Origin of the sequence: Paraburkholderia solisilvae, assembly GCF_902859875.1 — a bacterium.
In the GTDB taxonomy this organism is placed as follows: Bacteria; Pseudomonadota; Gammaproteobacteria; order Burkholderiales; family Burkholderiaceae; genus Paraburkholderia; species Paraburkholderia solisilvae.
In genome coordinates, this window is the sequence record NZ_CADIKF010000045.1 from 1 (window position 1) to 13,282 (window position 13,282).

A 13,282-nucleotide genomic window follows, 5' to 3' on the forward strand; every position below is an offset into this window, starting at 1 on the left:
GGCGGCAGCGGCCGGTCGCGCGGCGCCATTGGCTTGCGCCGGCTTCGCCGCGGCAGCAGGCGCTGCACCGGCGCCTTCGCCATCGAGCAGGATGATCAGCGTGCCTTCCGACACCGTATCGCCCTGCCTGACCTTCACTTCCTTCACCGTACCGGCCGTTGGGCTCGGCACGTCCATCGTCGCCTTATCGGATTCCAGCGTGATCAGCGACTGCTCTTTTTCAACGGTGTCACCCGCTTTCACCAGCACCTCGATTACAGGGATGTCCTTGTAATCGCCGATGTCCGGCACCTTGACTTCGATCGCTTGGCTCATTTGTTGTGTGTCTCCAGGGCCGAGCGCACTCCGCCCGACATCGAGAACGGAGTGCGCGCGGCGTCGCCGGGGGGCGACGAGTTAGACGGTCATCGGATTGGGTTTGGACGGATCCAGGTTGTACTTCTTCAGCGCGTCGGCCACGACCTTGCGCTCAATCGTATCCTCATCGGCGAGCGCATTGAGCGCTGCCACGGTCACCCAGTAGCGGTCGACTTCGAAGAAGTGGCGCAGCCTTTCGCGCGTATCCGAACGGCCGAAGCCGTCGGTGCCGAGCACCACGAAACGTTGCGGCACGAATGCACGGATCTGCTCGGTCAGCGCGCGCACATAGTCGGTCGACGCGATCACCGGGCCCTTCGCATCCTTCAGCAGCTTCTCGACGTGCGAGAGCTTCTTTGCTTCGGTCGGATGCAACAGGTTCCAGCGCTGCACTTCGTGGCCTTCGCGCGCGAGCTCGGTAAAGCTCGGCACGCTCCACAGGTCGGCGGCGACGCCCCAGTCGTTCTTCAGCAGATCGGCCGCGGCAATCACTTCATTGAAGATCGTGCCCGCGCCCATCAGCTGCACGCGCGGCGCTTTGGCGTCGGCTTCAGCCTTGCGGAACGCGTACATGCCCTTGATGATGTCCGCCGCCACGCCGTCGCCCTGCGGCATCGCCGGGTGCTCGTAGTTCTCGTTCATCACCGTGAGGTAATAGAACACGTCTTCCTGCTCCTGCACCATGCGGCGCAGGCCGTCCTGAATGATCACCGCGAGTTCGTAGCCGAAGGTCGGGTCGTAGTTGATGCAGTTCGGAATCGACGACGCCCACAGCAGCGAGTGACCGTCTTCATGCTGCAGGCCTTCGCCGTTCAGCGTCGTACGGCCCGCGGTGCCGCCCAGCAGAAAGCCGCGCGAGCGCATGTCGCCAGCCGCCCACGCGAGATCGCCGACCCGCTGGAAGCCGAACATCGAGTAGTAAATGTAGAACGGGATCATGATCTCGCCGTGCGTCGAGTACGACGTCGCGGCTGCGATCCAGTCCGACATGCCGCCGGCTTCGTTGATCCCTTCCTGCAGGATCTGGCCGGTTTCGGATTCCTTGTAGAACATCAACTGGTCGGAGTCTTCCGGCACATACTTCTGGCCGTCCTGATTCCAGATGCCGATCTGGCGGAAGAGACCTTCCATGCCGAACGTACGCGACTCGTCCGGCACGATCGGCACGACGCGTTTGCCGAGCGCCTTGTCCTTCAGCAGGATGTTCAGGATCCGCACGAACGCCATCGTCGTCGAAATCTCGCGGCCTTCGCCGGTGCCCTTGAGCAACGGCTCGAACACCGCCAGTTCCGGCACCGGCAGCGACTCCGCCTTCTGACGGCGCGCCGGCAGATAGCCGCCCAGCTCCTGGCGGCGCGCGCGCATGTATTCGAGTTCCTTCGAGCCTTCTTCGAACTTCAGATACGGCACATGCGCGATCTCCTCGTCGGAGATCGGCAGGCGGAACTGGTCGCGGAAGTGCTTCAGCGCCTCCACCTGCATCTTCTTCTGCTGGTGCGTGATGTTCATCGCCTGACCGGCTTCGCCCATCCCGTAACCCTTGATCGTCTTCGCGAGGATCACGGTCGGCTGGCCCTTGGTCTCGGTCGCCGCCTTGTAGGCCGCGAAAATCTTGTGCGGGTCGTGACCGCCGCGGTTCAGGTTCCAGATATCTTCATCGGACCAGTCGGCGACCAGCGCCTTCAGTTCCGGCGTGTTGAAGAAATGCTCGCGCACGAATGCGCCCGACTCGGACTTGTACGTCTGATACTCGCCGTCGACCACTTCCATCATCCGGCGCATCAGCGCGCCCGACTTGTCGCGTACGAAGAGCGCATCCCAGCGGCTTCCCCAGACTACCTTGATCACATTCCAGCCGGCGCCGCGGAACTCGCTTTCGAGTTCCTGGATGATCTTGCCGTTGCCGCGCACCGGGCCGTCGAGGCGCTGCAGGTTGCAGTTGATCACGAACACGAGGTTGTCGAGACGCTCGCGGCCGGCCATGCCGATTGCGCCGAGCGATTCCGGTTCGTCGGTTTCGCCGTCGCCGAGGAACGCCCACACCTTGCGGCCCTCGGTCTTCGCGATGCCGCGCGCATGCAGATACTTCATGAAGCGCGCCTGGTAGATCGCCATGATCGGACCGAGACCCATCGACACCGTCGGGAATTGCCAGAAGTCCGGCATCAGCCACGGGTGCGGATACGACGAGATGCCCTCGCCGCCCACTTCCTGACGGAAGTTGTCGACCTGCTTGTCCGACAGGCGGCCGAGCAGGAACGCACGCGAGTAGACACCCGGCGACGAGTGGCCCTGCACGAACACGAGATCGCCGCCATGTTCGGCGCTCGGCGCGTGCCAGAAATGGTTGAAGCCGACGTCATACAAGGTCGCGGCCGAAGCGAACGACGCGATATGGCCGCCGACGTTGGTGTCCTTGCCGGCGCGCAGCACCATCGCCATGGCGTTCCAGCGGGTGTACGAGCGGATGCGGTGTTCGATGTCCTGGTCGCCCGGAATCTTCGCCTGATTCACGACCGGGATCGTATTGATGTACGGGGTGTTCGCGGAGAACGGCAGGTGTTCGCCGTGCACGCGCGCGAATTCGATCTGCTTTTCGATCAGGTAGTGAGCGCGATTCGGACCTACAGCAGAAATCACGCCATCCAGCGCTTCGAGCCATTCAGCCGTTTCTTGCGGATCGCTGTCATCTTTCGAGTCAGCGACATACTTCAGAACTTCGTCGGGTACAGCGGACATGCTCGTCTCCTGGATATAGAGGCACGCTCGTGAGTGGACGACGCGGACGAAGTACGGAAGTACGGCCGCGGCAGTTTCGGGCGATTTTAATGATGCCCCCGACGTCCGCGCAACAAAATTTTCGAATTGCGAGATGCTTTCTCATAATGCGGAAAATTGTTGCGGCGCACCCTGATCTGACTGCCAATTCGCAGGTACCTCGGGTAGTTTGCTCCTGTTAATGTGACTTTCGCCGCTTTTCTGCGCGATTTCGTGCGGACCCGCTGCGCTACAATGCGACCCATGTTGACCGAACGGCTTTTTGCACGCTCGGCGCGGCCGTCCGGTTCGCCGGCGGATACGTCGCCGTCCCGCTGGCACCACGGACCATGGTGGTCGAATTCCTATTTGCTGACGCCACTGCTGTCCATCCTGGTGTTCCTCGTCGTGATGAGCCTCATCTTGTGGAGTCTCAACCGGCGCGAGCAGCAGCAGCAGGAGGACACGCTCTATCGCAACGTCGCGTGGGCGCAGCAGCAGATCCGTCTGTCCATGACCGGCGCGCAGGAGCAGATCCAGGCGCTCGCGCGCGACCTGGTCACGGGCCGCGCGGACCCGCATTCGTTCCAGGTTTCCACCGCCGACATCATGCAGGGGCATCCCGAGATCCTCTACATGAACTGGTACACGTCCGAGCTGCAGCCGCGCTGGCCGAACACGCCGCTGCCGGTGCTCGGCCAGCGTCTCGCGAAACCGAATGACCAGCAGATGGACGAGGCCGTGAAGGCCGCGTTCACCGAAGCACGCAATACGCGGCGCCAGGTCTATTCGCCACTCCTTTACGACGATCTCGGCAACGGCTACATCACGCTGCAAACGCCGGTCTATCGCGACCGCGAATTTCTCGGCAGCATCGCCGCGGTGTTCTCGATCGAAGGCATGTTGAAGCGCGACATCCCGCCCGAGCTCTCCGCGAAGTACAAGATCTCGATCGTCGACAGCGACAACCGCGAGCTCGCCACCACGTCGACACGCCCGCGCCTGCCGCGCGACGCGTACTACGACCTGCCGCTCGATCCGCCGGGCCAGGGCATTTCGGTGCGCGTCTACGCATATCCGCAGATGACCAACTTCACGAACAACACGCTTGTGTGGCTGGTCGCGGGCCTGTCGTGCTTCGTGCTGTGGAGCCTGTGGAGCTTGTGGAAGCACACGCGGCAGCGCTTCGAGGCGCAGCAGGCGCTCTATGCGGAAGCGTTCTTCCGGCGCGCGATGGAAAACTCCGTGCTGATCGGCATGCGCGTACTCGACATGCACGGCCGCATCACGCACGTGAACCCGGCGTTCTGCCGGATGACCGGCTGGGACGAGATCGACCTCGTCGGCAAGACGGCGCCCTTCCCGTACTGGCCGCGCGACGCGTATCCGGAGATGCAGCGCCAGATCGACATGACGCTGCGCGGCAAGGCGCCGTCGTCGGGCTTCGAATTGCGTGTGCGGCGCAAGGACGGGTCGCTCTTCCATGCGCGCCTCTATGTGTCGCCGCTGATCGACAGTTCGGGACGGCAGACCGGCTGGATGTCGTCGATGACCGACATCACCGAACCGAAGCGCGCGCGCGAAGAGCTCGCCGCCGCGCACGAACGCTTCACGACGGTGCTCGAAAGTCTCGACGCCGCGGTGTCGGTGCTCGCCGCCGACGAAGCCGAACTGCTGTTCGCGAACCGCTACTACCGGCACCTGTTCGGCATTCGCCCGGACGGCCACCTGGAACTCGCGGGCGGCGGCGGATTCGACAGCGCGCAGGCGTCGTCCGACTCGATCGACATGGTCGACACCTATGCCGGGCTGCCCGCCGCCGCGCTGACCGAAAGCACCGCCGACGCGCAGGAAGTGTATGTGCAGAGCATACAAAAGTGGTTCGAGGTGCGGCGCCAGTACATTCAGTGGGTCGACGGCCATCTCGCGCAGATGCAGATCGCAACCGACATCACGACGCGCAAGCAGGCGCAGGAACTCGCGCGCCAGCAGGACGAGAAGCTGCAGTTCACGAGCCGCCTGATGACGATGGGCGAAATGGCGTCGTCGCTCGCGCACGAACTGAACCAGCCGCTCGCGGCAATCAACAACTATTGCTCTGGCGCGGTTGCGCTGGTTAAATCTGGGCGGACACCCGACAATCTGCTGCCGGTACTCGAAAAGACCGCGCAGCAGGCGGTGCGGGCCGGCATGATCATCAAGCGGATCCGCGAATTCGTGAAACGCAGCGAACCGAAACGCCAGGCCACCCGCGTCGCCGATATCGTCGCGGATGCGGTCGGACTGGCCGAGCTCGAGGCACGCAAGCGGCGCATTCGCATCGTCACCGATATTCGCTCGCGGCTGCCCGTCATTTACGTCGATCCGGTGCTGATCGAGCAGGTGCTCGTGAACCTGCTGAAGAACGGCGCCGAAGCGATGCACGATGCGCGGCCCGATGCGGTCGATCCGGTGATTCGCGTGATCGCGCGGCTGGACGCGGGCAACGTGTGCATCAGCGTCGTCGACCAGGGCCCGGGGGTCGACGAGGCGACCGCCGAGCATCTGTTCGAACCGTTTTACAGCACGAAGTCGGACGGCATGGGCATGGGCCTCAATATTTGCCGGTCGATCATCGAGTCTCACCGAGGCCGTCTGTGGGTGGTCAACAACGTCGAAGCCGACGGCCACATCACCGGCGCCACTTTCCATTGCAGTCTGCCCATCGGCGAACCCGACGGCCCGAGCAACGGCGGGCACGAGGCGCCGACACCACAAACCGTTACGGGAGAGCTATGAACACCCCAGTCACCACACAGGAAACCGTGTTTGTCGTCGACGACGACGAGGCGGTGCGAGACTCGCTGCGCTGGCTGCTGGAAGCGAACGGTTATCGCGTGCAGTGCTTCTCGAGCGCCGAGCAGTTCATCGAAGCATGGCAGCCGCACCAGCACCCGGGACAGATCGCATGCCTGATTCTCGACGTGCGGATGTCCGGCATGAGCGGGCTCGAATTGCAGGAACGGTTGATCGCCGACAACGCGTCGCTGCCGATCATCTTCGTGACCGGCCACGGCGATGTGCCGATGGCGGTGTCGACGATGAAGAAGGGTGCGATGGACTTCATCGAGAAGCCGTTCGACGAAGCGGAACTGCGCAAGCTGGTCGAGCGGATGCTCGACAAGGCGCGCAGCGAAAGCTCCAGCGTGCAGCAGCAGCGTGCGGCCGCCGAGCGTCTGTCGAAGCTGACCGCGCGCGAACATCAGGTGCTCGAGCGCATCATCGCCGGCCGGCTGAACAAGCAGATTGCCGACGACCTCGGCATCAGCATCAAAACGGTCGAAGCGCACCGCGCGAACATCATGGAAAAGCTCAATGTGAACACCGTCGCTGATCTGCTGCGGCTCGCATTGTCGAACAAGCCTCAGCAGACGCAGTAGCGCCGCGCGCCACGCGTTTTCGCATCTTTGCGGAAAGAAAGCGGGCCTTGAGCCCGCTTTCTTCTTTTGTGCCGTGCGTCCGTCTCTTCGCTCGATGCCCTTGCCCTCCCTTCGCTGCCCTTCAGCACACTTCGACGCGGCCTATCGCGACTCGACGCGAGAACCTGGGAATTCGACGCTCACGCGTATCGATTCATTAGCGATCCAAATATAACGCGCCCTCTCACCGGCATCTTGACGAATGCGCAATAAATATCGGCAATGCACCATTCATCGCCATTCAAAATAAACGGTCAAAGGTAAAACATGGTGCCGTATCAATTGACAGTCATGCCTTTGCCCCCTAATTTCAGGTATTCCTTCATCGTCAGGAATCCCTCATGATTGACCGGCGCCACGCCGCACCACGCTCGCCTGTTTCGACCACGTTTTCGACAACCCCATTGTCGCGTCGCCTTTCGTTTCAAGGCCTGCTCCACAGTCCGCTTCACAGCGCGCTTCACAGCACGCTCCACAGTCCGCTTCTTCGTGCACCGCTTCGTGCGCTTCCTGGTACGCCTCTTCCTCGTCACGCAGCAAGGAGGACATGAACATGAAACGTTCCCGCACCCGTCAACGCGTGCTGCTCATGTGCGTGGCGCTCGCCGGCGCGCCGCTCGTGGTCGGCATCACCACGCCTCGCATCGCGCTCGCTCAAAGCGCGGCACAGATATCGAGCCAGCAACTCGATTCGCTGACCGCGCCGATCGCGCTCTACCCCGACGCGCTGCTCGCGCAGGTGCTGATGGCCGCGACCTTTCCGCAACAGGTTCAGGACGCCGCGCAATGGTCGAAGGCCAACCCGCAAAAGCAGGGCGATGCCGCGGTGCAGGCGGTCGCCTCGCAATCATGGGATCCGAGCGTGCAATCGCTCGTCGCGTTTCCGCAAGTGCTCGCGACGATGGCTTCCAAACCCGACTGGGTCACGCAATTGGGCAACGCATTTCTCGCGCAGCCGAACGATGTGATGGACTCGGTGCAACGCTTGCGCAAGCAGGCTCAGCAAGCGGGCAACCTGAAAACCACCGAGCAGCAGAAGGTGATCGTCGAGCAGAGCACGATCCAGATCGTGCCGGCCAATCCGCAAGTAGTGTATGTGCCGACGTATAACCCGACCGTCGTATACGGCGCGTGGCCCTACCCCGCGTATCCGCCGGTCTACGTGCCGCCGCCGCCCGGCTATGCGATCGCAACCGGCTTCGCGGCGGGCCTCGCGTTCGGCACCGGCGTCGCGGTCGCGAATGCGCTATGGGGCAATTTCAACTGGAATACGCATGACGTGAACATCAACGTCAATCGCTATAACAACATCAACGTCAACAATAGGATCAACGCGAACAGCACCACTGCCAACTGGAATCGCAACGAGAGCATCAATCGCACGAACGCGAATCTGAATCGCAACAACGCGAACTTCAATCAGGCGAACCTGGCTGCACAGCGCGATGCGTATCGCGGCCGCGATGCATCGCGTCAGCAGGCGCAACAGGCATTGGAGAATCGCACCGGGCAAAACCTGGGCGGCACCGCAAACCAGCGCCTGCAGGACATCCGCAGCGGCGGCGCGAATGCCAGCCAGATTCGCAATAGCGCGCAAAACCTGAACCGCGACAACGCGCTGCGCGGCGCCGGCGACGCGGGCACCGCGCGCGCGGACATGCAGCGCGGACAGGCGAGCCGCCAGTCGTTCGCGAATAACAGCGGCGGGCGCGTCGGCGCCGGCGGCGCGGGTGAACAGGCGGGCGCGAACCGGTTTGGTGCGAACGGCGGCGGACAGCGTGGCGGCGGCTTCGAAGGCGGCGGCGGATTTCAGGGCGGCGGACAACGGCCCGGCGGTTTCGGCGGCGGCGGTGGACGCCATTTCGGCCGCGGCCGCTGAACATTCGACAAGGAGCCCAATATGAACCGCTATCCTGCATCGCGCGCGCTGCGCGCATCCCGCCCGGCAGACAAGCTCGTGCCGCATTCGGCACACCGCATCGCATCCGGCATGGTGCGCGGCCCAGCCGCTACGCTGATTGCCGCCGCGCTACTCTTCTTCGCGCCCGGCGCACATGCGCAAGCCGTTTATCCGACTACCGACGCAGCCGCCAACGCATTCGTGAATGCGCTCGCAACGAACGATCACGCGGCGATGAAGCACGTGCTCGGCGACCACTATCCGCGTTTCATCCCGACCACCGACATCGGCCAGGACGACATCTACGCCTTTCTCGGCGAATGGGCAAAAGGCCATCGGATCGTCGACGACCCGACGCCGCACAACGGCCGCGCAAGCGCGCATCTGGAAGTCGGCGACGGCGGCTGGACGCTGCCGATCCCGCTCGAGAAGGTCGCCGGCGGCTGGCGTTTCGATACGCCCGCCGCCACCGACGAAATGCTCACGCGCCGTATCGGCCGCAACGAGCGCTCCGCGGTTCTGACGTCGCAGGCTTATGTCGACGCGCAGAACGACTACCGGAACCTGACGCAACACTATGCACAGCGGTTCATCAGTTCGCCCGGTCAGCACGACGGCCTCTACTGGCACACCGCGCCCGGCGAAGCCGAAAGCCCGCTCGGTCCGCTCGCCGCGACGATGCAACATCAGATTACGCCAGGCGAGGCATATCACGGCTATCACTTCCGGATTCTGACCGCGCAAGGATCGCACGCACAGGGTGGCGCGCAGAGCTATCTGGCGGACGGCGTGCTGAAGAACGGCTTCGCACTCGTCGCGTGGCCGGCCGAATACGGCAAGACCGGGGTGATGAGCTTTATCGTCAACCAGGACGGACAGGTGTATCAGAAGGATCTCGGGCCGCGCACGGCGAGCGCGGCCGACGCGATCCGTTCGTTCGATCCGGATGCGTCATGGCAACCGGCGCAGCCATGAGCGCATAGCTCGCGCGTGGCGTGCGGACGCGCGAGCGCTTTCGGGCCGCGGGCTGCCGGAAGCGCACGCGCCTCGCATGCCGACGCGCGGTCGCTTTTCGGCTGCGGCCTGTCGGCCGTGCGCTCGCGGCACAACGGGCAGCGGCGGTATAATTCACCCTTGGGATCGCGGCGCAGTTATTTCTGCGCCGCGCGCATTTCGTGCCGCCGTGTTTTCGCGCCGCCGCTTTCGTCTGGCCGCTTCGTTCAGCGCTTCCTGCAGCGATTCGTTCCGTGGTTCCAACGCCGCTTCCCGCTCGCCGAAGCCCGCAGAGACGCCGCCGCGATGCCGGCGCGAACGCGCTGCACAAACCGTCGCATCGCGCCCCCGCTCATTCCGAACTGCCCATTCTCGACCGACCATGACAGCCAAACTGATCGACGGCACCGCCCTTTCGAAGACCCTGCGCGCGGACGTCGCGACGCGCGCCGCCGCCCTCACCGCCCGCGGCCATCAGCCGGGCCTCGCGGTCGTGCTGGTCGGCGACAATCCGGCAAGCGAGGTCTATGTCCGCAACAAGGTCAAGGCCTGCGAGGACAACGGCCTTTACTCGTCGTACGACCGGTATCCGTCCACGATGACCGAAGCGGATCTGCTTGCGCGCATCGACGCGCTGAACCGCGATCCGAAGATCCACGGCATTCTCGTGCAATTGCCGCTGCCCGCGCATATCGACAGCCACAAGGTGATCGAAGCGATCGCGCCGGAGAAAGACGTCGACGGCTTCCATGTCGCGAACGCGGGCGCGCTGATGACCGGCAAACCGCTGTTCCGCCCGTGCACGCCGTACGGCATCATGAAAATGTTCGACGCGTACGGCATCGCGTTGAAGGGTGCGAATGCGGTCGTGATCGGCCGCTCGAACATCGTCGGCAAGCCGATGGCGCTTTTGCTGCTCGACGCCGGCGCGACCGTCACGATCTGCCATAGCAAGACGCGCGATCTCGCCGCGCATACGCGTGAGGCGGACGTCGTGGTCGTCGCGACCGGCCTGCGCAACATCCTGACCGCCGGCATGGTGAAAGCGGGCGCCGCGGTGATCGACGTCGGCATGAATCGCGACGAGGCCGGCAAGCTGTGCGGCGACGTCGACTTCGCCGGCGTGAAGGAAGTGGCCGGTTACCTGACGCCGGTGCCAGGCGGCGTCGGGCCGATGACGATCACGATGCTGCTCGTCAATACGATCGAAGCGGCCGAGCGCGCGGCCGGCATGCGATAACGCGAACCATGAGACACCGGCGCGTCGAGCGAATGCAAGACTCGCGCGCCGAGCGCGAGGAGTCGCTGCGACGCACGATACACGATACGCGACGCACGATTCGCGATACGCGATGCGACCGACGTTGCGAGGCAGCGAAGCATGAGACACGCGCACACCGCCGCATGCCCATGTTATCGCCGCAGCACCGTGTCGCAGCGCACGTAGCAGCGCCAGCGCTTCGTCACGTTGCAGCGCAAATTTGCGTATCCTTGGGTTTGGTTCGGGCGGCGGCCCGTCATGATTCGGCTGTCTTTCCGCTCTTTGTCCCGCACGGGGGTGGAAACGGCCAACGTCGCCCCCATAGTCGAATAACGGGGCGCGACTGCACGCCCCTTCAAGCGCAAGTTTCAGTCTCTCCAACATGACGCGACAGACAGGAAGCACCATGTCCACGACCCAACCAACATCCGACAACCCGCTCCTCGATTTCACCGATCTGCCGCGCTTCGGCGAGATCCGCCCCGAACACGTGACACCCGCGCTCGATGTGCTGCTGGCGAACGCAACCGCCGCAGTCGAACGCGCAAGGGAACCGGCGACGCCCGCGTCGTGGGCCGATATCGTCGAAACCGTCGAACGCTCCACCGAGCCGCTGTCGCGTGCGTGGGGGGTAATCGGTCACCTGAACGCGGTCGCGGACACGCCGGAACTGCGTGCCGTCTACGGCGAGAACCTGCCGCGTGTGACCGAGTTCTGGTCCAGCGTCGGCCAGAACCTTGCGCTGTACGAAAAGTACAAGGCGATCTCCCGCAGCGGCGATTACGCGACGCTGACCGGTGAACGCAAAAAAATCCTCGAAAACGCGTTGCGCGACTTCCGTCTGTCCGGTGCTGAACTGCCGGAAGATCAGAAGCCGCGCTTCGCGGAATTGCAGGAGCGCCAGGCCGGATTGTCGAAGGCATTTTCGGATCATGTGCTCGATGCGACCAACGCCTATGCGTACCTCGCCGAAGCGCCGGAAGAACTCGCGGGCCTGCCGGAAGACGTGATCGCCGCTGCACGCGAAGCCGCCGAGCGCGACGGCAAGACCGGCTGGAAGTTCACGCTGCATTTCCCGTCGTACTTCCCGGTGATGCAATACGCGGAGCACCGGCCGATGCGCGAAACGATGTATCGCGCGTATGTGACACGCGCGTCCGAGCTCGGTCCGCAGTATGGCAAAGGCAACCCCGACTGGGACAACACCGCCAACGTCGCCGCACACCTGAAGCTGCGCGCGGAAGAAGCGCAGATGCTCGGCTATCGCAACTTTGCGGAAGTGTCGCTCGCGCCGAAGATGGCCGAATCGCCGGCCCAGGTGATGGCCTTCCTCGAAGACCTCGCGACGCGCGCGCGGCCGCATGCGGAGCAGGACTGGAAGGAGTTGCGCGAATTCGCCGCAAGCGAGCTCGGCCTCACCGACATGCAACCGTGGGACATGGCATTCGCGTCCGAACGGTTGCGCCAGAAGCGCTACTCGTTCTCGGAAAACGAGGTAAAGCAATACTTCCCTGAGCAAGCCGTGCTGAAGGGCCTCTTCAAGGTCACCGAGACGCTTTTCGGCGTACGCATCCGGCCCGATGAAGCGACAACGTGGCATCCCGAAGTGCGCTTCTTCCGCGTCGAGAATTCGGATGGCGGACTGGTCGCGCAGTTCTACCTCGATCTCTATGCGCGTGAAGGCAAGCGCGGCGGCGCATGGATGGACGACGCACGCACGCGCCGCAAGCCCGTGCATGGCCCGCTGCAGACGCCGGTCGCGTATCTCACGTGCAACTTCTCGGCGCCGGTCGGCGGCAAGCCCGCGTGCTTCACGCATGACGAAGTGATCACGCTGTTCCACGAGTTCGGCCATGGGCTGCACCATATGCTCACGCGCGTCGACGAGCTCGGCGTCTCCGGCATCAACGGCGTCGAATGGGATGCGGTCGAGCTGCCGTCGCAGTTCATGGAAAACTTCTGCTGGGAATGGGACGTGCTGCGCGACATGACCTCGCATGTCGACACGGCGGCCCCGCTGCCGCGCGAGCTGTTCGACAAGATGCTCGCCGCGAAGAATTTCCAGAGCGGCCTCGGCACGCTGCGGCAGATCGTCTTCTCGATGTTCGACATGAAGCTGCACGTCGACTTCGATCCGTCCGGCGCGAAGAGCGCGAACGATCTCGCACGCGAGATCAACGAACAGTTCCATGTGATTCCGCAAGCATCATTCTCGCGTTGGCCGAATACGTTCAGCCATATTTTCGCGGGCGGTTATGCGGCCGGGTACTACAGCTACAAGTGGGCGGAAGTGCTGTCCGCGGATGCGTATGCGGCGTTCGAAGAGGCCGCGCAAGCGTCGGACGGCAGCGTGCTCGATACGGATACCGGCACGCGCTATCGCCGCGAGATTCTCGAAGTGGGCGGCAGCCGGCCCGCAATGGAGTCGTTCAAGGCGTTCCGCGGACGCGAGCCGAATATCGACGCGCTGCTGCGTCATAACGGCATGGCGCAACCAATGGCGCATTGAGCAATTTCAGTTTTCCCCGCTGACGCCGCGCTAAAACCGGTGCATGA

9 protein-coding genes are annotated in these 13,282 nt (G+C 63.7%); 6 read left to right on the forward strand and 3 right to left on the reverse strand.

Features of this window, described 5'->3' with window-relative positions; genetic code table 11:
- Nucleotides 1-315: biotin/lipoyl-containing protein (locus tag HV675_RS23780; RefSeq protein ID WP_175113781.1), on the reverse strand; the 315-nt coding region annotated here is incomplete at its 3' end.
- An 81-nt stretch (nt 316-396) separates the two neighbouring features.
- A complete protein-coding gene (gene aceE, locus HV675_RS23785; protein WP_175113783.1) occupies nt 397-3,096 on the reverse strand; it encodes a pyruvate dehydrogenase (acetyl-transferring), homodimeric type in 2,700 nt (899 codons plus the stop codon).
- 282 nt (nt 3,097-3,378) lie between these two features.
- On the opposite strand from aceE, the gene fixL reads away from it, so the two are divergent.
- Together fixL and fixJ are read left to right on the forward strand one after the other, a co-directional pair.
- Complete coding sequence (fixL, locus tag HV675_RS23790) at nt 3,379-5,892, forward strand: oxygen sensor histidine kinase FixL (RefSeq protein ID WP_217478237.1); 2,514 nt, start codon at nt 3,379-3,381, stop codon at nt 5,890-5,892.
- Nucleotides 5,889-6,533 carry an oxygen response regulator transcription factor FixJ gene (gene fixJ / locus HV675_RS23795; RefSeq protein WP_175113787.1) on the forward strand — a complete coding sequence of 215 codons (645 nt, stop codon included), beginning with the start codon at nt 5,889-5,891 and terminating at the stop codon, nt 6,531-6,533. Before fixL ends, fixJ begins: the two co-directional genes overlap by 4 nt.
- A 378-nt stretch (nt 6,534-6,911) precedes the next feature.
- Here fixJ and HV675_RS23800 read toward each other — a convergent pair whose 3' ends face one another.
- The gene (locus HV675_RS23800; protein ID WP_175113789.1) at nt 6,912-7,127 is read right to left on the reverse strand and encodes a hypothetical protein; all 216 of its coding nucleotides are present in this window, start codon (nt 7,125-7,127) and stop codon (nt 6,912-6,914) included.
- Between HV675_RS23800 and HV675_RS23805 the strand changes: the two genes are divergently transcribed.
- The 4 genes from HV675_RS23805 (at nt 7,126) to HV675_RS23820 (ending at nt 13,235) form a co-directional block, all read left to right on the forward strand.
- The gene (locus HV675_RS23805; RefSeq protein ID WP_175113791.1) at nt 7,126-8,451 is read left to right on the forward strand and encodes a DUF3300 domain-containing protein; all 1,326 of its coding nucleotides are present in this window, start codon (nt 7,126-7,128) and stop codon (nt 8,449-8,451) included. The genes HV675_RS23800 and HV675_RS23805 overlap by 2 nt on opposite strands.
- 21 nt (nt 8,452-8,472) lie before the next feature.
- Nucleotides 8,473-9,447 carry a DUF2950 domain-containing protein gene (locus tag HV675_RS23810; RefSeq protein WP_175113793.1) on the forward strand — a complete coding sequence of 325 codons (975 nt, stop codon included), beginning with the start codon at nt 8,473-8,475 and terminating at the stop codon, nt 9,445-9,447.
- Between the two features lie 400 nt (nt 9,448-9,847).
- Nucleotides 9,848-10,705: a bifunctional methylenetetrahydrofolate dehydrogenase/methenyltetrahydrofolate cyclohydrolase FolD gene (gene folD, locus HV675_RS23815; protein WP_175113795.1), complete on the forward strand. Its 858-nt coding sequence runs from the start codon at nt 9,848-9,850 to the stop codon at nt 10,703-10,705.
- A 427-nt stretch (nt 10,706-11,132) separates the two neighbouring features.
- Nucleotides 11,133-13,235, forward strand: a complete 2,103-nt coding sequence (locus HV675_RS23820; RefSeq protein ID WP_175113797.1) for a M3 family metallopeptidase — start codon at nt 11,133-11,135, stop codon at nt 13,233-13,235.
- Nucleotides 13,236-13,282: the final 47 nt, after the last annotated feature.